This window comes from Amycolatopsis tolypomycina, from assembly GCF_900105945.1.
Taxonomy (GTDB): Bacteria; Actinomycetota; Actinomycetes; order Mycobacteriales; family Pseudonocardiaceae; genus Amycolatopsis; species Amycolatopsis tolypomycina.
This window is the reverse complement of record NZ_FNSO01000004.1, coordinates 2856182-2876011: the sequence shown is the minus strand read 5'-3', so window position 1 is coordinate 2876011 and position 19830 is coordinate 2856182. Positions and strand designations below refer to the sequence as shown.

Below are 19830 nucleotides of genomic sequence, written 5' to 3'. Positions count from 1 at the left end.
TCGAGACCCCGAAAGGACTGCTCAGGAGTCTCGACGCGGGCGCCGGGGCGGTCAGTCGAGGTTCATCGGGCTGCCCGGCTTGATCGGCGGCAGCTGCGGCGGATCGAAGTCGCCCCGTTCCAGCCGCGCCCAGTCTTCCGGCGTGGGGTCCGGGTAGTACCGCTGCCAGGCGTCGTCGCCGGGCCAGTTGCCGGTGCGCGCCGCGTTGCGGGCTTCGTGCAGCTCGAAGGCGTCGGCGTCGCTCAGCGGGCGGGTCGTCACGTGCCCGCCGGTCCCCGGCACCGTCGCGCCCCCGTCCGGCACGGCCGCGCCCGGCTGCGGGTTGTACCGCATCCCCTCGCCACCGGCGTGGACGTCGTTCACCATCCGGTGGTACGAGTCGTCGGCCATGTCCATCCGGTTGCGGATCACCGGATCCGGGTGGTTGCCCTGGAAGCCCGGCTGGTGCGCGTACCCGAGCTGGTTGAGCTGGACCGCGGTGTTGGGGTCGTTGTTCTCGATCGCGGTCCGCTGGTCGTGCCGGTAGGTCGGCGCGTTCCAGCCCGAATCGTGCGTGGCGTGACTGGTGCCGGTGCCCGGGTGGGCGCGGTGGGCACCGTGTTCCTCGTAGTACGCCCACGCGTTGTTCTCGAGGTCCCGGCCCTCCTTGCGGGGCACCTTGCCGGGGGCGCCGTTGTCGTTCAGCACGTCGAAGCCCGCGGTGTGCTCGGACTGGTGGGTCTTGTTGCCGTCGATCTTGGAGCCGAACTTGTCCTCGAGCCGCTTGCGCTCGAAGTCCTTGTCGCCGTAGGTGCCTTCCGGGTACTTGTGCGCCCGGCGCTTGCCCTTGTTCGGCGCCCCGTTCGGCTTGCTGTACGGGTGGAAGTGGTTCGGCTTCTTGCCGCCGCCCCCGCCGCCGCCCGAGCCGGACGCGGCACACGGGGTCACCTTCCCGAGGCCGAGCGGGTCGATCGACGCCGTCGGGTTGCCGACGTAGGCCAGCGAGTCCGGGTCCGGGGCCAGCCCGAGCGGGTCGTGCGAGACGAACCGCCCGGTCTCCGGGTCGTAGTAGCGGTGCAGGTTGTAGTGCAGCCCGGTCTCCGCGTCGTGGTACTGGCCGGGGAACCGCAGTGGCGTGCCCGCGTGGCCGCCCGCGGAGACCAGCGCGCCCCACAGGGCCGTGTGCTGGTGCCCGGCCAGCGCACCGGTTTCGTCCAGCAGTTCCGCCGGCGAGCCGACGAGGTCGGTCAGCACGGCGTGGAACCGGTCCGTGCCGTCGCCGAGCACGCGTTCGGTCTGCGCCAGCGGGCGCTCGGCGTCCGGCGCCCAGTCCCAGACGGTGGCCACGAGCGGCCCGCCGGGAACGCCGTGGACCTGTTCGGCGAGCAGGGTGCCGTCCCAGGAGAACTCGACCTGCTCGGCGACCGCGCCGGTCGCGTCCAGCCGCTGCTTGGCGATCCGGCGGCCCACGGCGTCGTACCGGTACTGCCAGACCACTCCCTCGGGCGTGCGGACGGCGGTGAGCCGGTTTTCCGCGCTCCAGCGGTACTCCCAGCGCCGGCCGCCCCGCTCCCGCGACACGACACGGCCTTCGGCGTCGTGGGTGTAGCGGGTCGCGCCCGCGGCGGTGAGCAGCGTGCCCCGGTAACTGCGCGGGCCGCTCGCCTCCGGCGCGCCCGGCCAGTCGGCCGCGGTGATCGCGCCCGCCACGTCGTAGCCGTAGCTCTCCTGCCAGCGGGCACCGCGGACGGCCAGCACCCGGCCGGCGGGACCGACCTCGAGGCTGCGCGGCCCGGAGATCAGGTCGGTGACCGTGGCCAGGTACCCGTCGGGCAGGTAGCCGTATTCGCGGCGCTGCACCATGGCCTCGCCGCGCCGCACGGTCTGGACCGCGAGCTGGCCTGCCGGGGTCCACGCCTGGTGGAGCTCGGCGGCCACGCCGTGGCGGGTGACCAGCCGGCGCGCGGTCTCGTGGCCGGCGGCGTCGTAGCCGAACTGCAGCGTGCGCCCGCCGGTGGCCAGTGACGTGGCGCGGCCGCGGGCGTCGTAGGCGAACACCGCTTCCGCGCCGGTCGGGGTGCGCCGGTGGGTCCGGCGGCCGAGCGCGTCGTAGGCCGACAGCACGGCCCGGCCGTTCACCGACTCGCTGACCACCCGGCCCAGCGCGTCGTAGGCGAACCGGAGCTCGCTGTGCGCGTTGCGGGCCAGGACGACGCGGTCGGCCGCGTCGTAGGCGTATTCGGCGACCTCGTCGCCGCTGCGGCGCCGGACCACCCGCCCGAGCGCGTCCCGTTCGAGCGCGATCGTCTGCCCGGCGCCGTTGCCGCGCAGGACCAGCCGTCCCGCGGCGTCGTAGGCGTAGTCCAGGGACCGGCCGTTGTAGTCGACCTCGCGCACGAGCCGGCCCGCCGGGTCGTACTCGTAGCGCCAGACCAGCCCGGCCTCGTTGGTGACCGACGTCAGCCGCAGCTCGGTGTCGTAGCCGTAGCGCAGGACGCCGCCGTCCGGCCGCTGCTCGCTGACCGGCAGGTCGAACTGGGCGTAGGCGATCCTGCTGACGCCGCCGCGCGGGTCGGTCCGCTCGTCGGTGTGGCCCACCGCCGACGAACCGAAGCGGTGCACGGCGCCGTCCGGGTCCACCTGCTCGACCAGGTCGCCTGCCGCGTTGTGGACGGTGCGGGTCGTCGCGCCGGTGGGATCGGTGACGCTCGCGAGCCGGCCGAGGGAGTCGTAGGTGTAGCGGGTCACCGCACCGTCCGGCGCGGTGATCGCGACCGGCAGCCCGGCCGCGTTCGCCGCGAACCGGGTGACGCCGCCGAGGGCGTCGGTCACCGTGGCCATCGTGCCGGTGGCCTCGTCGTAGGTGTAGCTCGTCGCGGCCCCGGTCGGGTCGATGTCGCGGACCAGGCGGCCGCGCTCGTCGTGCTCGTAGCGCCAGACGGCGCCGTCGGGCCCGGTGACCGAGGCGGGGCGGCCGCCCTCGTCGTACTCGGTGACCATCCGGGTGCCGTCGGCGCGGACCACGGTGGTCACGTTGCCCGCCCCGTCACGCTCCCAGCGGGTGACGTGCCCGAGCTCGTCGGTGCGCGCGATCTCCCGGCCGAAGCGGTCCAGTTCGGTGCTGGTGGTGCCGCCGAGCGGGTCGGTCCGGCCGATCACCCGGAGCCGCTCGTCGAGGCGGTAGCGGGTGACGGCGCCGAGCGAGTCGGTGACCGTGGTCAGCCCCGGCTCGTAGGAGAGGCCGGCGTCGAGGTAGCCCTCGGCGCCACGGGCCTGCACGCACCGGCCTTCGGAGTCGTACTGATAGCCGTACCAGCGGCCGTTGACGTCCTCCCAGCGGACGATCCGGCCGTCGGCGTCGTAGGTGAACCGTTGCGGGGTCCCGGCCGCGTCGGTGACCTCGACCAGCCGCCGTCGCTCGTCGTAGCGGTATTCGGCCAGCGGCACGGGCTCGCCGGCCACGCGCACGGCGGTGATCAGCCCGTCGGCCGAGTCCAGCTCGAGGTGGTACCCGCCGGAGTGCTCGATCGCCACGGGCACGCCGTCGCGGTGCCGGACGACGACCCGGTTGCCCGCGCCGTCGACGAGCGCGCGCAGCGGCAAGGTGGTCTCCCCCGGCTTGGCGGCGAAGTAGCGCATCCGGTCGTGCTGCGGGGCACCGACGACGAAGCCGTGGCGCACCCGGCGCAGGGCAAGGTACGGGCCGTGCTCGGGCAGCACCGGCTCGATGCCGCGGGGCACCGGGTAGCGCAGGATCGTCCCGTCGGCCAGCGCGAGGTGCAGGCCGTCCGGCTCCACCTCGATCCGCTCGTCCACTGTGGACGTCCACGTGGGACCGAAGCTGCGGCCCGCGCGGTAGCTCGACAGGTGCGTCCGGCCGAACTCCAGCGGCAGCGCACCGGGCAGCTCGACGTCCGTCTGCTCGAGCAGCACGGCGCCGGTGGCGACGTCGATCGGGTCGCCGCACAGCGACCGGTTCGCGGCGGGGGTGGTGTGCTCGTCCGGTTTCGGGTTGCTGTCCTTGAGCTTCGGCGGCGTGTCCGGCCCCTTGCCCGCCCCGGACGGCGTGGTGCCACCGTCCGGGCCCTTCGACGCCGGGGGCGGCGGGGGGTCGGCGGGCGGGTCGCTCTTCGGCGGCGGGTCCGTCTTGGGCGGGGGATCGGTCTTCGGTGGCGGGTCCGCCTTCGCGCCCGCCGCGCTGGTGCTGTCGTCACCCTTCGGCGGAGGGTCGGTCTTGGGCGGCGGGTCGGTCTTGGGTGGCGGTGCGTCCGGATCGCCCTTGCCGCCGCCCTTCGGGCCGCCGATGTCCTTGGGCCCGCTCTTGATTTCGGCGTGCTTCGGCGGCGGCGCGGCCTTGCCCGGCTTGATGTTCCGCAACGCCTTCGCCGCGTCCGCGAACAGGTCACCGGCCCGCTTCAACAACGGCATCAACGCCTTCAACGCCGTCACCAGCCGCTTCACCAGATCGGCGATCTTCGACGCGGTCTTCGCCACCGCGTTGATCACCTGCGGCACCACCCAGGTCATCCCGATGCCGAGGGTGAACACCACCTGCAACGCCCAGCTGATCAGATGCCCGACCAGCTCCGCGATGATGTCCCGCACCAGCGCCCGGACCGCAGCCACCACTTCACCGGCGGTCTTCACACCACTGGAAGCGCCCTCACAGCCCTTCTGCGCGGTCTCCAGCAGCGTCACCGTGTCCTGCGCCCGCTGCCGGTAGGTGTCCGCCGCATTCCCGGTCCACGACACCGTGTCGGCCTTGACCATGCCGGTCAGGTCCGCACCCACGCTGCCCAGCTCGGTCGCGATGTTCTTCCACGTCTCCGACTGCGCCGCGATCTCGTCGGCGTTGCCGGTCAGCCCGTTCAGCGCTTCCTTCAGCGGCCCGACGTGCTCGATCAACCACCCCACCCCGGCGGCAAGGATCGCCCCGAACGGGTCCATCGCCATCGACAACGCATCCAGCGCCGTCCCGACCGCCCCGAGCGCCACCGACGCCCAGTCGCCACTTTCGATGGCGGACTTCAGGTCGGCTGCCGACTCCAGCAGCGAAACACCCGAATACGCCTTCGTGGAATCCTTGGTCTCGGCGACCAACGGGTTCACCACGGGTTGTTGTCCTCATCGTCGGTGGGGGCGGGCCGTCGTGACGGCGGTTGCGGGGTCACGGGCGGGGCCGCGGCGCCACCGGCCGGGGCCGGCGGGACCGGCCCGGGCGCGGCGGGCGGCTGCTCGTCCGGCTCGTCGGGGTCGGGGAACCGGCCGCGCAGGTTGTCCAGCAGCAGGCCGCGGGTTTCGCGGTCCTCGTCGCCGAGCTGCTCGGCCATCACCCCGGCGACGCGGTCGGCGATGCCGGCCTGCGCCCGCCGCATGGTCGTCAGGATCTGCCGCGAGAGCTCTTCCAGCGGGAACGACTTGACCTTGTTCGAGAACGTCAGGTCGGTGACGGTGCCGTCCGCGCCGACGGTCACGCTCACCGCGCCGTCGGAGCTGGTCGCGGTCAGCCGCAGCCGTTCGGTCTGCTCCTGCGCGGCCTGGTAGCGCTGCGCCTTCGCCGCGAACCCGGCCGCCCAGTCGTCCATCCGGCGGATCGTCTCGTCGGGGTCCCGCATCAGGTCCCCCAGGCCGTTCGGCCCCGTCATGCCTTCGTCCTCGCTTCCACTGCGCGCGGCGACGCCGCGAGCTGCCGCTCGAACGGCTGCGCGTTGCCCTCTTCACCTTCGCGATAGGACTGCGCGGCCGACCTGACGTTGTCCGCCAGCCCGCGCACGCCTTCCCCGGACGCGGTCAGCGCGTCCTTCGCCTGCTCGTTCGTCGGCCGGATGATCGGCGGGAGGAACGCGCACAGCAGCCCGTAGGCGTGGTCCGACATCGCCGTGTCGGCCGCCGAGCTCGCCGTGTTGAGCCGGTCCACCAGGCTCTCGACGTGACTCGCGTGCGCGACCAGGTCGTCCGGTTCGACCTCGAAGCCGGGGGCCGACATGGGCGTCACTTCCAATCCTGGTTCTTCCAGTCGCCGATCACCGGGGGTGCGACCACCTGCTCGCCCGCGAAGAAGTTCGGGTCGTCGCTTTCGAGGTAGTCGGCGGCCTTGTGTTCCTTGTCGTCTTCGCCCTTGCCGCCGCGCGCTCCGGCACCCATGCCGCCCATGCCGGGGGTGCCTGCCGCACCGGCCGCACCGCGGCCCGACATCGCGTTGCGCGCCGCCGCGGCTTCGGCTTCCGCGGCCGCGCCGGAGGCGGCACCGCCGCTGAGGTTGCCTGCCCCGCGCAGGCCCGCGCCACCGGCGCCGGCCCCGCCGGTCCCGGAGCCGCCGCCGATCCCGCCGAGGGAACCGCCGCCCGCCCCGCCACCGCCGCCGCTCAGGCCGCCCAGCCTGCTGGCGATGCTGTCGCCGTTGATCCCGCCGCCGCGGCCGATGGTCGGCAGCTTGGCGCCGCCGGGGGTGTTGAGGCCACCGGTGCCGGTGGGCAGGCCGGTGACCGGGTCGATGCCGGGCGGGGTGAAGCCGGGGATCGGGCTGCCGCCGCGGACGGACCCCCCGCCCCCGCCGGAGACGTCCGGGATGTTCGGGATCGACGGCGGCGTGAACCCGCTGCCGCCGGTGCCCCCGCCGCCGATCCCCGAGGGCGAGAAGCCGGACGACGTCGTCGAGTCGTCGAAGTGCGGCAGCGACGAGCCGGGGATGCCGGCGCCGCTGAAGTTGCCGCCGGCGGGCGTGTCGGGGACCTCGAAGTTCGGCGGTGTGAACCCGGCACCGCCACCCGCACCGCCGCCCACGCCACCGCCGCCGGCGCCGCTCCCGGGGATGCCGGGGCCGGAGAAGCCGGCGCCACCGGAGCCCGAGCCGGCACCCGGGATGCCACTGCCGGAAAAGCCCGAGCCGGTGCCGTCACCGGGGATGCCGGCGCCGCCCGCACCCGCGCCACCGCCCGCACCCACGCCACCGAAGGCGGCCGCGTTGGCGTCGATCGGGGTGCCCGCGGCATCGGGGAGCCGCCGGCTCTGCGCGAGCAGCGGCTGCACCCCGCCCCCGCCGGCGCCGCCCCCGGCGACCGCGTTCTGCCGGGTCGCCGTGGCGGTCGGCAGCTTCGGCGGGGCCGGGAACCGCGGCGTGGCGACGGCAGCGCCGATGGTCTCGTCGTACTGCGTCATGATCTGCGCGGCGTGCTCGCGCGCGGCCTGCTGCGCCCGGTAGGTCTGCATGGCCTCGCCCGCGGCTGCGGCGTACTGCACCGGGTCGGTCATCGACATCAGCCGCTGGTTGGTCGCCTGCAGGTCGAACTGCACCGGCGGGTTGGCGGCCATCTGCCGCTGGGTCTCGTTGAGGGCCTGGGAGTGGATCTCCTGCTGGCGCCCGGCGAGCGTCGCGCCCTGCGCGGTCGCGCCGAGCCACTTGCCGACACCGGCGAGGTGCTCGCGGACGGCGTCCCCGGCATCGCCCTGCCAGTTGTTCGTGCTCGCGTTGATCGCGCCGGCCAGGGTCTTCTGGTGGGTGCCCAGGTCGTTGCCGACGCGCACCCACTCTTCCGAAGTCTCCGCGACGGTCGCCGAGTTGGCGTCCTGCGTGATGGCTTCGTTCATCTGCTCGTGGCTGGCGTTGTTCCACAGCGTCCGCGGCGCCCCGCCGGTCTCGCGCATGGCGAGGCCCTCGTCGAGGCCGTGCTTGGCGTCGTGGAGGTGCTGCTGGTAGAGCTCCTGGATCTTCTTGTCGCGCAGCACCGGGTCGACGACCGGGCCGAGCCAGCCGGCCCGGATCTCGTCGTCGATCTGCCGGGTGGCCATCTCGCGGATCTGGTCGCCCGACGGCGACTTGTCCGAGGTCAGCGGCCCGACGTAGTACTTCGACGACGAGTCGGCGGTGACGTCGTAGAGGGGGCTGCGCGGGTTGTAGTCCGGGGACGACGGGTCCGACACGGACTCGGCGGTGGGTGCCACGGTCTCCCTCAGCTCTGGTCGGCGGTCGGGAGCGAGGTCAGCGTCTTCCGCGTGTCCTCTTCCCGGGATTTGTAGTTCTTCTTCGCCAGCTTGATGGCCTCGATGTAGGTCGGGAACTCCTGCCGCGCGGCCTGCAGCTGCGTGAGCAGCCCGGCGTCGTCGGCGGCGGTGCTGACCATGTGCGCGGAGACCCACTGCCCGGTGGCGGTGCGGCTCATCGCGGGCGCGTCGTGCAGCCGCTGCAGGTTCGCCCAGCGCTGCTCGAGCGACTCCAGCACGCCTTCGAGCGCCTCGATCAGCTGGTTGCCGGTGGTGTCGTCGACCGCGAAGCCACCGGTCTGCGCGAGCCGCTTCAGCTGCGCCCCGGCGAGGCCGACGCGCACCGCGGCCATCGTCTTGGCCTCGGGCGTGGCGGCGGCCTGCAGCTGCATGGTGGCCTGGATGGCCTGGGCCGCCGCGGCGGCGGTCTCTTCCGTCGTCATCAGTCAGTCCCCCGATCAGTAGACAGCCGCGATCGCGTCGCGGATGGCGCGCGCGAGATCGGCCCGCCCGGCCGGCACGTATTCCGCGGTGAGTTCCCCGGCGTCGCCGGTCCGGGTGTGCACGAGGTACCGGCCGTCGGCGGTGTCGAGCCAGCTCAGCGGCTCACCGGCCAGCCGTTCCCCGCGCCGTCCCTGGGCACTGACGGCGATGTGCCCGCCTCCCAGCCGGGGTTCGGCGAGCACCCGTTCGAGGACGGCGACATCGGCGGGTTTCGGAGCCGGCGGCCGCCGCCCGGGCCGCACGACGGCCTTGACCTCGATCATCCCGAAGGCGTCGGTCTCTTCTTCGTCGAACTCGGCGTCGGCGATCCGCTTCGCGGTCATGGCGGACACCTCACGCCCGGCCGCCCGGTGCACGACGTGCTTCCCGGTGGTGGCGGCGGGGGCAGGCGGCAGCACCCCGGTGACGACCTCGACGAGGTCTTCGTCGGCGAACAGCGAGAACAGCAGGTCATCGGTGTCCGGGGCCTGGGTGATGCCGAGTGCCTGCGCCCCGTCGCTGACGACGAGCACGGCGACATCGGCCCCCAGCCCGTCGATCCCGCTGACGGCGACGGAGATCCGCGGTTCGGCGAGCAGCTCGAACGCGGTCCGCACGCCCGGGTGCAGCTCACCGGAGACGGACAGCCGCCGTTCTTCGAGGGCGTCGTAGACCTGCCGCGCCACGGTGACGAAACGCACGGGATCGGCGGGCAGGTTCCCGGCCCGCAGCGGGTACCGCCGGACATCGCCCCCGGTCGCCCGCCCGACGACGAGCGCTTCGAAGACCTCGAGGACGAACTCGAACCGCTCCGCCATTTCCCCTCGGTTTCATCAAACCTTCAAGCAAGTTCCGAGAGGAAGATTAGCAGTGCGGCGGGGATGGGCGTCGGCGCCGCCACCCGGATGCCCGAAAGACCACGGCGGCCTGGATCAGGCGGGCAAACGGGACGCGTTCGCCGGCCCGCGTGGGGTGCCGCACCGCCGTCGGCCTCGAAACATCACACGAAAAGGTGAGAACACAAGGTAAAGAGCGTCAGACCCCGGCCACCCGCCGAGCCCGTTCGATATCCGGCCCCCGGTAGAGCCGCTCCGGGATCCCCGCCAACGCCGACGGATGCACCTGCGAAGACAGCCCGTAGAACTTCTGGAAACTCATGATCAACGGCCGCCAGGCGTCCGGGTCGATACGGTCCTCGCTGCCCGGCATCCGGATCGACGGGTGCACGTACACCCGCTGGACCCGGACCTCGAACGCCACCACGCCCCCGTCGTCCCCCACCGGGTGCTCCCGCTCGACGACCACCTCCATCGCCACCGGGCACTCCGCCACCCGAGGTGGGGCCACCGTCGACGACTCCACCGGCGTCAACCCGGCCCGGCCGAACTTGTCCGCCACGTGGAAGTACCCGCGCGAGCGCTTCCCCTCGGGCACCGGGTCCGAGCCCGTCGTCAGCGCCAGCCGGTCGACCGCCGGGGCCAGTGACTCCGCAGGCAGGTTCAACACGCCTTCGCCGGTGCGGGACAGGTTCTGCGCCGTCCGGGACCGGACCCCCAGACCGAGAACGGCCCGCCAGCCGAGCCAGAACGCCGACGACATCGGGGCCAGGTTCGCCGTGCCGTCCTCATTGGTGCTGGAAATCAGGACCACCGGGGTGCCGAAGTAGAGGATTCCCGGCTCGATGGCCGTGTGCGCAACAGTTTTCACGCCGTCGATCCTGCCGTCCACAAGGGACCCCGCGCTGGCGGGAATCGGCCGTCGCGATCAAGGGGGCGGCACGAATGCCGCCCCCTCGGAGTCAACCGCGAGCCTGCGTCAACGCCCGCCGGGTCAGCACGCGGGCCAGGTGACGGCGGTACTCCGCCGTGGCGTGGGGCTCGTCCGGCGGGTTCGTCCCCGACGCCGCCAGCCCCGCCGCTTCCTCGATCGACGCCCCTGCCGCCAGCGCCTCCTCCGTGGCCGTGGCGCGCAGCGGTACTCCGCCCATGTTCACCAGGCCGACGCGGCCGCCGGCGACCGTCACGCCGACCATCGCCCAGTCGATCGCGCGGCGGGTGAACTTCTGGTACCCCCAGCCCTGGCCCGTCTGGGCCGGGACGCGGATCTCCGTCAGCAGCTCCGCCGGCTCCAACGGCGTCGTGAACGGGCCGAGGAAGAACTCCGCCGCGGGGATGCGGCGCTCCCCCGACGGCCCCCGGGCCACCAGGACCGCGTCGGAGGCCAGGATCGCCGCCGGCAGGTCGGCCGCCGCGTCCGCGTGGACCAGCGAGCCGCCGATCGTGCCGCGGTGGCGGACCTGGCGGTCGCCCACCTCGCCGGACACGTGCGCCAGCAGGGGCGCGTGCTCCAGCAGCACGGGGTCCTGCACCAGCGCGCTGTAGCGCGACAACGCGCCGATGACGACCTCGTCGCCCTCCAGGCGGACGTACCGCAGCTCGTCGAGCGGGCCGATGTCCACCAGGTACTCCGGGGCGGCCAGGCGCAGCTTCATCAGCGGCAGCAGGGAATGCCCGCCCGCCAGCACCTTCGCGTCGTCGCCGTGCGCGGCGAGCAGCGAAAGCGCTTCGTCCACTGTGGACGCACGAAGGTACTCGAACGAAGCCGGGATCACCGGTCCACCTCCTGCCCGGACGCGTCGATCACGGCGCTGACGATGTTGTGGTACCCCGTGCAGCGGCACAGGTTGCCCTCGAGCCTGGCGCGGACCTCGTCGCGCGTCGGCTTCGGGTTGTCGGCCAGCAGCGAAACCGACGCCATGATCATGCCCGGCGTGCAGAACCCGCACTGCAGGCCGTGCTGCTCCTGGAAGGCCCGCTGCACCGGGTGCAACGATCCGTCCGAAGCGGACAGTCCTTCGACCGTCGTGACGGCGTGGCCGTCGACCTGCGCGGCCAGTACCGTGCACGACTTGACCGACTCGCCGTCGAGCAGCACCGTGCAGGCGCCGCAGGACGTCGTGTCGCAGCCGATGTTCGTGGCGGTCAGCCCGGCCGTGTCGCGCAGGAAGTGCACCAGCAGCGTCCGGTCCGGCACCTCCTCGGCCACCGGCCGTCCGTTGACCTCGATCGAGACCTTCACTGCGCGCTTCCCTTCCGAGCTTCTTCAAGTGCGGCCCAGACGCGGATCGGCGTGGTGGGCATGTCCAGGTGGTGCACGCCGCGGGCGGACAGGGCGTCCACCACCGCGTTGTGCACCGCCGGCGTCGAGCCGATCGTCGCCGCCTCGCCGATCCCCTTGACCCCCAGCAGGTTGCGGTCGGTCGGGGTCGCCATGTCGACCAGCTCGAAGTCCGGCAGCTCGGCGGCGGTGACGAACGAGTAGTCCGCCAGCGTCGCGGTCGTCGGGTTGCCGTCGTCGTCGTAGGTGACGACTTCCATCAGGGCCTGCGCCGCGCCCTGGCCAAGCCCGCCGTGGCGCTGGCCGCGGAAGGTCAGCGGGTTGACGATCGGGCCGGCGTCGTCGACGGCGACGATCCGGCGCAGCTCGACCTTGCCGGTCTCGGTGTCGACCTCGACCACCGCGAGGTGCGCGCCGAAGGGGAAGGTCGGCTTCCCGTCACCGAACCAGACGTCGGCCGACAGCTTGCCCCCGGCGGCCCGCTCGGCGGCCTGCGCCCAGCTCAGCACCGTGCTCGACGGCGCGCCGCGGACCTGCCAGACGCCGCGCTCGACGTCCAGCTCGAGGTCGTCCGGCGCGGCTTCCAGCAGTTCCGCGGCCAGTTCCCGGGCCTGCGCGACGACCTCGTCGGCCGCCTGCCGGATCGCCGAGCCGCCCAGCTGCAGCGACCGGGAGCCGAACGTGCCGACCGCCTGCGGCACCTCGTCGGTGTCGCCGTGCCGGACGGTGATCTTGTCCAGCGGCACGCCGAGCCGGTCGGCCAGCAGCATCGCCAGCGACGTGCCGAGGCCCTGCCCGTGCGGCGAGCTGCCGGTCCAGGCGACGACCGAGCCGTCCGGGTGGACGTCGACGCGGCCGCTCTCGCCGGCGCCGTCGCCGCCGGTGATCTCGACGTAGGAGGCGATGCCCAGGCCCAGCTCGACCGGGTCGCCCGCGGCCCGCCGCCGCTGCTGCTCGGCGCGCAGTTCGGCGTACCCGGCGGCGGCCAGGACCTTGTCCAGCGCCGTCGCGTACTCGCCCGTGTCGTAGACCGCGCCGGTCGGCGTCTGGTACGGGAACTCCTCCGGCCGGATGAAGTTGACCCGGCGGACCTCGGCCGGGTCCAGCCCGATCTCGGCGGCGAAGCGGTCCATCGCCCGTTCGACGGCGGCCGTCGCCTCGGGGCGGCCGGCGCCGCGGTAGGCCCCGATCGGCGTCGTGGTGGTGACGACCGCGCGGCTGCGCGTCTCGACCTTGGGGAACCGGTAGACGCCGACGGCCATCAGCTCGGTCAGCGTCGGCAGCAGCAGCATCCGCGGGTACGCACCGGCGTCCTGGACGACGTCGAGGCGGTACGCCAGCACCGTGCCGTCGCGCTTCCCGCCGATGGTCACGGTGTTCTGCTGCGCCCGGCCGTGCGTCATCGCCGTGAGGTTCTCGCTGCGCGACTCGACCCAGCGCACGCCCCGGCCGAGCTGCTTGGCGGCCCAGCCGAGCACGGTCGCCTCGGGGTCCGCGCCGATCTTCGCGCCGAACCCGCCGCCGACGTCCGGCGCGATCACCCGCACCGACTCTTCGCCGACACCGAGGGCCCCCGCCAGCTGGCCGCGCGCCATCTGGGCGTTCTGGGTGGAAAGCCAGGCCGTGAGCCTGCCGTCCTCGCCCCACACGCAGGCGGCGCCGCGCACTTCGAGCGGCGCGGGCGCGACGCGCTGGTTGAGGATGGTCGTGCTGACGACGACTTCGCAGTCTTCGAAGATCGCGTCGTCGAACTCCGCCGCCCCCTTGGCCTGCACGATGTTGCTGCCGTGGTCGGGGAACAGCAGCGTCTCACCGGCCAGTGCGGCGTCGATCGTCGCGACGGCTTCGAGGGGCTCGTAGTCGACGTCGACCAGCTCGGCGGCGTCGGCCAGCTGGTAGCGCTCTTCGGTGACGACGAGCGCGACCGGTTCGCCGACGTAGCGCACCACCTCGCCGGCCAGCCACGGTTCCGGCACCGGCCCCGACGGGCGCGGGTCGAGCCCGAGGTCCGCGGCGGTGAACACGCCGAGCACGCCCGGCGCCTCCTTCGCCGCGCTCACGTCGATGCCGCCGATCCGCGCGTGCGCGATCGGACTTCGCACGAAAACCGCGTGCGCGGCACCGGAAAGCGCTTCCGACCGCAAGTCGTCCACGTAGGTGCCGCCCGCGGTGATCAGGTTCCGGTCTTCCCGGCGGACCACCCTGGTCCCGACAATGCTCATCTGGTCTCCTGCTCGCCGAATACCCCGCCGATCATGCCCGCAGGCCGAGGACGACCGCCAGGCCCAGTCCGCCCAACCCGATCCCGATGCGCAGCGGCGTCGCCGGCAGCCGCCGCACGAGCGCGGACCCCAGCCACGAACCGCCGAGCGAGCCGAGGCAGACCGCGAGCGCGGCCGGCCACACGACCTTCCCGGTGACCGAGAAGACGATCGCGGCGAGAAGGTTCGCCGAGCCGGTGACCAGGTTCTTCGCCGCGTTCGTCCGGGCCAGCGGCTGGCTCCAGACGGTGACCAGCAGCGCGAGCATGAGCACGCCCGCGGCGGCGCCGAAGTAGCCGCCGTAGACGCCGATCAGGAACGCGACCACGCCGGTCGCCGGGCCGAGGCCGTGGTGCTCGGCGCCTTCGGCCAGCCGGCGCAGCCGCGGCCCGGCCATCAGCACCAGCGACGCCCCGCCGATCAGCCACGGCACGATGACGGTGAACGCGTCGGACGGCGTCAGCAGCAGCACGAAGCCGCCGCACGCGCCGCCGACGGTGGTGATGGCGCACAGCGGGACGAGCCGGCGCCGCTGCCCGGCCAGCTCGGGCCGGGCCCCGGCCGCGGCGCCTGCGGTGGTGCCCAGCATGGCGACGGTGTTGGTGACGTTCGCGGTCACCGGCGGCAGTCCCGCGGCGAGCAGGGCCGGGTAGGACACCAGCGACGCGAGCCCGGCGGTGGCCCCGGTCAGGCCGGCGCCGACGCCGGCCAGCACGAGCAGGAGCAGCACCCACGGGTCGATGATCACGTTGTCATCTCACCACGCCGGCCGCGCAGCCTCGCCGGCGGGTATAGGCCGTTATACGACTGCATTGTCCACATCGGACCGGAGCGGGCGGCGGCGCGGATGTCGTCCGCACTTGATCGATCTCGGACGGCTCGCGGCGGGCCCGCGGGCGAGTACCTTGACACCACAGGGCTCGCCACCCCGCGCTCGGGAGGACGGATGCGCGTCACGATCGCCGAGGTCGCCCGCCGCGCGCGGGTGAGCAAGACGACCGTGTCGCGGGTGCTCAACAACAAGGCCGACGTCGACGCCGCGACCGCGATCCGGGTGCGCGAGGTGATCGCCGCGACCGGGTACATCCCCAGCGCCGGCGCGGTCGGGCTGGCCCGCGGCGTGACGCGCACGGTCGGGATGCTCGTGCCGGGCCTGACCTGGCCGTGGATGGGCGAGGTGCTGCAGGGCGTCGCCGACGTCGTGGAGTCGAAGGGCTACGGCCTGCTGCTGTCCACCACCAACCGCGGCGCCGACTCCCTCGGCGAGTTCTCCCGCCAGGTGTCGGCGAAGGCGTTCGACGGGCTGCTGCTGGTGGAACCGCCGGACGCCGTGCGCCACCTGCGCGTGCTGCACGACTCGGGGCTGCCGGTCGTGGTGATCGACGACCGCGGCCGCCGCCCGGCGTTCCCGTCGGTGGGCACGGACAACCGCCACGGCGGCGCGGCCGCGGCCCGACACCTGCTGGACACCGGCCGCACCCGGCTCGCCACCGTCACCGGGCCGCACGGCTTCGGCTGCACCGCCGACCGCCTCAACGGCTTCAACGAGGTCGTCCTCGACGCGGGCCTGACCCTCGACCCGCGCCTCATCATCGAAGGCGACTTCACGAGCGAAAGCGGTGAGGCGGCGATCCTCCAACTCCTCGAAACGGGCCCGGAGTTCGACGCGGTCTTCGCGCACAACGACCTCACGGCGGCGGGCGTGCTGGCCGGGCTGCGCCGAGCCGGCCGCACGGTCCCCGGCGACGTCGCCGTCGTCGGCTTCGACGACATCCCGCTCGCCGCGCACACCCAGCCCCCGCTCACCACGATCCACCAGCCGCTGCGGCAGATGGGCGAGACGGCGGCCGGGCTGCTGCTGGACCGCCTGGCCGGCGCCCCGCCGCCGGACGAGCCGCTGATCGTCCCGACGTCCTTGGTGGTCCGCGAGTCGACCCGGGTGCCCTAGCGTCGCGCGTCGCAAGTCGTTTGCCGTCCGGCGTGGCCGAAGCCGTGTGACCCGAGCGCCCCAATGTGGCGTTGGTTGCGTCTGACGCACCGAACGCCACATTGGGTGCGTCTGACGCACCGAACGCCACATTGGGGCGCATCGCCCGGCCGCTGTCGACGGACCTCGGACGCGCGGCACTAGCCGTCCGTCCACTGTGGCCGGTCAGCCACCGGTCGCGCGCCGCAGCGCGCGGCCGGCCGCCGCCGGGTCCCGGAGCACCGCGGCGACGTACGCGTCCGGGCGGACCAGCCACGCTTCGCCCGGCCGCGCGCCCAGTGCCCCGCCCACCGGGATCTCCACCGACCGCACGCCCGCCGCCGGCGCGCCCGGCGTCGTCAGCAGCAGGAATCCCTGTCGTGCCAGGTCACGCAGGCGGCCGCCCGCGACCGTGACGTCCGGCAGCAGGATGCCGGGCGCGGGTGGCGGCAAGGCTCCGCGGGGCGGGCGGCCGGCGAACGGGCGGGCCGGGTCCGGGGTGGTCAGCGGCGATCCGGTGTACCAGAACGGCTCGGCCAGCCGCCCCGAGTCGACTTCCGCGTGCGCGGCGGGGTCCCGCGCGGCCCTGGCCAGCACGTCGGCCCGGTGCCGTCGCTGCTTGTCGTCCTGCGGGACCAGGAAGTCCATCGTCGCCGACGTCACCTCGGCGTTCTCGACGGCCGCCGCGTGCCGCTCGGCGTGGTAGCTGTCCAGCAGCCCTTCGCCGGCTTCGCCGCGCAGCACGGACGCCAGCTTCCACGCGGCGTTCTCCGCGTCCGCGACCCCCGAGTTCAGCCCGCGGGCGCCGAACGGCGCGAACAGGTGCGCGCAGTCGCCGGCCAGCAGCACGCGGCCCACCCGCATCCGGCGGACGAGCCGGGTGTGGAAGCGGTAGACCGACCGCCACCCGACCTCGTACGGCCGGTCGCCGATGATCGCCCGGATCCGGCGGTCCAGTGCCCCGCCGCCCTCCTCGGCGGCGAGGTCGTAGCCGTCGGGCACCTGCCAGTCGATCCGGAACCGCGAGCCGGGGCACGGGTGGATCAGCACCTGGCGGCCGGGGTTCCACGGCGGGTCGAAGAAGAACCGCCGCTCGGCCGCCCAGCCGGGGAGGTCGGCGCGGATGTCGCAGATGAGGAAGAGGTCGGCGAACGAGACGCCGGCCAGGTGCTCCCCCACCGCGCGGCGCACCACGTCGCCGCGGGCGCCGGTGCACGCGATCGCGTAGTCCGCTTCGATCCGGCGAGGTCCGTCCGCCGTGGCGCACTCGACCACCACGCAGCCCGGCTGGCTCAGCCCGGTGACGCGGTGGCCGCGGCGGACGTCGATCAGCGGCTGCCGCGCGATCAGCTCGTCCAGGACCTCCTCCACGCGGGCTTGCGAGAGGTTGACGAAGGGCGGGAGCGCGGACCCCGCGTCCGGCAGCCGGTGGGCGAACAGCTCGCGGTCGCGGTGGAACGTCCGCGCGGTCGTCCAGGTCAGTCCTTCTTCGGTGAGGCACCCCGCGCCGAGCCACGCCCAGACGTCCAGGGTGTCGCGCTGGTGGCAGATGGCCTTGGAGCCCACGTGTTCGCGTCGGGCGTGCTCGTCGACGAGCACCACCGGCACGCCCCGGCGCGCGAGCAGGAGCGCGGCCGTCTGGCCGACCGGGCCGCTGCCGAGGACCGCGACCGTCATCCCTGCAGCCGGCCCCAGACTTCGCGGTCGCGTTCGGCCGTCCACACCACCGGCCGTTCGACGCCGCCCAGCTCGTCCCACAGCCGCGAGACGTCGAAGGGCAGGCAGTGCTCGAAGATCGGCCAGTGGCCGTACCGGTCGTTCAGGGCGGCGTACGTGCGCTCGAAGGCTTCCTTGAGCGTGCCGCCGGCGTCGCGGACCGCCCCGACCTCGCGGATCATCGTGTCGAGGAAGTGCCGGGTCTGCGCGATGGCGGCCTCGACCGCTGCCCGGCCGCGGCTCACCCCGCCGCGGCCGCCGATCAGGGTCTCGGCCCCGAACGCGGCCACCCGGTCCAAAGTGGACGAAGCCCAGTCGCGGTGGAAGGCGTCACCGGTGTACAGCGCGGCTTCGGCTTCCACGAGGTCGCCGGCGTAGAGGACCTTTTCGCGGGGCAGCCAGGCGACGATGTCGCCCTCGGTGTGGCCGCGTCCGCAGTACTGCAGGACGAGGTCGCCGCGGTCGCCGCCGAGGTCGATCGTGAGCCGGTCGGAGAAAGTCAGCGTCGGCCAGGTCAGCCCGGGCACCGTTTCCGCGCCCTTCGCCAGCCGCGGCATCCGGCCGAACTCGCTTTCCCAGTCCTCCTTGCCGCGCTCGGCGACCAGGGCGCGGGTGTTCTCGTGCGCGACGATGACGTCGGCGTCGAACGCGGACGCGCCCAGCACGCGCACGGCGTGGTAGTGGCTGAGCACCAGGTACCGGATCGGCTTGTCGGTGTGCTCACGCAGTTTCGCGAGCCACTCCCCCGCCGCGACGGGCGTGGCGAGCGCTTCGAAGCAGACGAGGAAGTCCTCGCCTTCGATCGCGCCGATGTTCGGGTCGCCTTCGGCGGTGAGCGCGTAGACGCCGTCCGCGAGGACTTCCAGGGTCTGCGCTTTCTCCGCCAGGTCGGCCGAAGAGGCGAAGGCTTTCTTCGTCACGGCGAGCGCTCCTTGATCGTCAAAGGATTGACCATCCGCGGTCAGGCTAGCCCGCCGGGCCGCCGCGGGGAACCCGTCTCCCCTAACCTGGGCCGCATGACCGACCGACCGGCCGACCTCGACTACCTCTCGTTCGTCGACTACGCGATCGGGAAGACGCAGGCCGAACTGCCCGCCACCGACCCGGTGGCGATGCGCCTCGGCCTGACGCTGCACCGGCTGGCCGGCGCGCTGGTCTACGACTGGGAGTCGACGGTCCACCGCCCACGCGGCTGGAGCTGGGGCGGCTTCCGCGTGTTGTTCGTGCTGTGGCTGGCGGGCCCCTTGGAGTCCCGCCACGCGGCGCGGCTCGCGGGGATGAGCCGGGCGGCGGTGTCGGCACTGGTCAAAACCCTGGAGCGGGACGGCCTGGTGACGCGCACCCCGGTCCCCCACGACCGCCGCGCGGTCCGGCTGGCGCTCACCGAAGCGGGCCACACGGCGGTGACCGACGCCTACCAGGAGCACAACACACGCGAGCAGGCCTGGGCGGCGGCACTCACGCCGGCGGAACAGAACACCCTGATCGGCCTGCTGGAGAAGCTGACCACAAGCCCGGCGGCCGCGGCGGCCCAGCGCCTGGCCTGACCACCCTCCGGCCGCGTGTCGACCCCCCAATCACACGTGTCGTCCGCCTGAGCACGCGTGTCGACCCTCCAGACACGCGTGTCGTCCGCCCGGGTACGCGTGTCGTCCGGGTCAGCTCGCCAAGCCGGGCAGCCTCAGCGTGTGCCCGGTCTGCTCGGCCTTGGCCCGCAGGTACCGCACGTTGCTCTCCGTCGCGAACACCCCGGTCGGCACGCGGTCGCGCACCGCGATCCCGGCCGCGCGCAGCTGGGCCGCCTTGTCCGGGTTGTTCGACAGCAGGTCCACCCGGCCGGCCCCGAGCGCACCCAGCATCTGCGCGGCGACCGTGTAGTCGCGGGCGTCCTCGGGCAGGCCGAGCGCGGCGTTCGCGGCGTAGGTGTCGAGGCCGCCGTCCTGCAGGGCGTACGCGTCCAGCTTGTTGTACAGCCCGATCCCCCGGCCCTCCTGGCGCAGGTACAGCAGGTACCCACCGGCCTCGGAGATCCGCGTGACGGCCTCGGCCAGCTGCGGGCCGCAGTCGCAGCGCGCCGAGCCGAAGACGTCGCCGGTCAGGCATTCCGAGTGCGGCCGCACCAGCGGCACCTCGCCCGGCGTGCCCAGGACGAACGCCAGGTGCTCACCGCCGTCGGCCAGGCCGCGGAAGGTGACGGCTTCGGCGTCGACCGCGACGCCGCCGTCCAGTCGCAGCGGGATCCGCACCCGCGTCCGCACTTCAGCCGTCATGCCCGCGCCCCTGGAGTCACCCACAAGATCGACCCTACACGAGGTTCAAATTCGAACT

The 19830-nt window shown here is 73.5% G+C and carries 16 protein-coding genes; 2 read left to right on the top strand and 14 right to left on the bottom strand.

The annotated features are described in order from the left end of the window. Positions 1 to 51 precede the first annotated feature (51 nt). From BLW76_RS23265 to BLW76_RS23215, 11 genes are all read right to left on the bottom strand, one after another. On the bottom strand, positions 52 to 5091 hold the full coding sequence (locus BLW76_RS23265; protein WP_091310889.1) for an RHS repeat-associated core domain-containing protein: 5040 nt from the start codon (positions 5089 to 5091) through the stop codon (positions 52 to 54). Further along, a complete protein-coding gene (locus BLW76_RS23260) occupies positions 5085 to 5624 on the bottom strand; it encodes a YbaB/EbfC family nucleoid-associated protein (RefSeq protein WP_091310887.1) in 540 nt (179 codons plus the stop codon). The genes BLW76_RS23265 and BLW76_RS23260 overlap by 7 nt, the downstream gene beginning before the upstream one ends. After that, the gene (locus tag BLW76_RS23255) at positions 5621 to 5965 is read right to left on the bottom strand and encodes a type VII secretion target (protein ID WP_091310885.1); all 345 of its coding nucleotides are present in this window, start codon (positions 5963 to 5965) and stop codon (positions 5621 to 5623) included. Before BLW76_RS23255 ends, BLW76_RS23260 begins: the two co-directional genes overlap by 4 nt. Before the next feature lie 5 nt (positions 5966 to 5970). Next, the gene (locus BLW76_RS23250; RefSeq protein ID WP_091310883.1) at positions 5971 to 7920 is read right to left on the bottom strand and encodes a hypothetical protein; all 1950 of its coding nucleotides are present in this window, start codon (positions 7918 to 7920) and stop codon (positions 5971 to 5973) included. 8 nt (positions 7921 to 7928) lie between these two features. Continuing rightward, on the bottom strand, positions 7929 to 8402 hold the full coding sequence (locus tag BLW76_RS23245) for a hypothetical protein (RefSeq protein ID WP_091310881.1): 474 nt from the start codon (positions 8400 to 8402) through the stop codon (positions 7929 to 7931). A 15-nt stretch (positions 8403 to 8417) separates the two neighbouring features. Continuing rightward, entirely contained in the window at positions 8418 to 9260 is an 843-nt protein-coding gene (locus BLW76_RS23240) for an ESX secretion-associated protein EspG (protein WP_091310879.1), read from the bottom strand. A gap of 217 nt (positions 9261 to 9477) precedes the next feature. Beyond that, positions 9478 to 10149: a flavin reductase family protein gene (locus BLW76_RS23235; RefSeq protein WP_167384697.1), complete on the bottom strand. Its 672-nt coding sequence runs from the start codon at positions 10147 to 10149 to the stop codon at positions 9478 to 9480. Between the two features lie 91 nt (positions 10150 to 10240). Beyond that, positions 10241 to 11053, bottom strand: coding sequence for an FAD binding domain-containing protein (locus BLW76_RS23230; protein ID WP_091310877.1), 813 nt, complete (start codon positions 11051 to 11053; stop codon positions 10241 to 10243). Next, positions 11050 to 11520 (bottom strand): (2Fe-2S)-binding protein, encoded by a 471-nt coding sequence (locus BLW76_RS23225; RefSeq protein ID WP_091310875.1) that lies wholly within the window; start codon positions 11518 to 11520, stop codon positions 11050 to 11052. The genes BLW76_RS23230 and BLW76_RS23225 overlap by 4 nt, the downstream gene beginning before the upstream one ends. After that, complete coding sequence (locus tag BLW76_RS23220; protein WP_091310872.1) at positions 11517 to 13781, bottom strand: xanthine dehydrogenase family protein molybdopterin-binding subunit; 2265 nt, start codon at positions 13779 to 13781, stop codon at positions 11517 to 11519. The genes BLW76_RS23225 and BLW76_RS23220 overlap by 4 nt, the downstream gene beginning before the upstream one ends. A 31-nt stretch (positions 13782 to 13812) precedes the next feature. Continuing rightward, positions 13813 to 14568 (bottom strand): sulfite exporter TauE/SafE family protein, encoded by a 756-nt coding sequence (locus BLW76_RS23215; protein ID WP_091310871.1) that lies wholly within the window; start codon positions 14566 to 14568, stop codon positions 13813 to 13815. Positions 14569 to 14766: 198 nt separating this feature from the next. Between BLW76_RS23215 and BLW76_RS23210 the strand changes: the two genes are divergently transcribed. Further along, a complete protein-coding gene (locus BLW76_RS23210) occupies positions 14767 to 15768 on the top strand; it encodes a LacI family DNA-binding transcriptional regulator (protein WP_091310868.1) in 1002 nt (333 codons plus the stop codon). Positions 15769 to 15972: 204 nt separating this feature from the next. Here BLW76_RS23210 and BLW76_RS23205 read toward each other — a convergent pair whose 3' ends face one another. Together BLW76_RS23205 and BLW76_RS23200 are read right to left on the bottom strand one after the other, a co-directional pair. Next, positions 15973 to 17463, bottom strand: a complete 1491-nt coding sequence (locus BLW76_RS23205) for an FAD-dependent monooxygenase (RefSeq protein ID WP_091310867.1) — start codon at positions 17461 to 17463, stop codon at positions 15973 to 15975. Further along, positions 17460 to 18422: an MBL fold metallo-hydrolase gene (locus BLW76_RS23200; RefSeq protein WP_091310864.1), complete on the bottom strand. Its 963-nt coding sequence runs from the start codon at positions 18420 to 18422 to the stop codon at positions 17460 to 17462. The genes BLW76_RS23205 and BLW76_RS23200 overlap by 4 nt, the downstream gene beginning before the upstream one ends. A gap of 96 nt (positions 18423 to 18518) precedes the next feature. On the opposite strand from BLW76_RS23200, the gene BLW76_RS23195 reads away from it, so the two are divergent. After that, entirely contained in the window at positions 18519 to 19049 is a 531-nt protein-coding gene (locus BLW76_RS23195; RefSeq protein ID WP_091310862.1) for a MarR family winged helix-turn-helix transcriptional regulator, read from the top strand. A 111-nt stretch (positions 19050 to 19160) separates the two neighbouring features. Here BLW76_RS23195 and BLW76_RS23190 read toward each other — a convergent pair whose 3' ends face one another. Next, on the bottom strand, positions 19161 to 19772 hold the full coding sequence (locus BLW76_RS23190) for a GTP cyclohydrolase II (RefSeq protein ID WP_091310860.1): 612 nt from the start codon (positions 19770 to 19772) through the stop codon (positions 19161 to 19163). Positions 19773 to 19830: the final 58 nt, after the last annotated feature.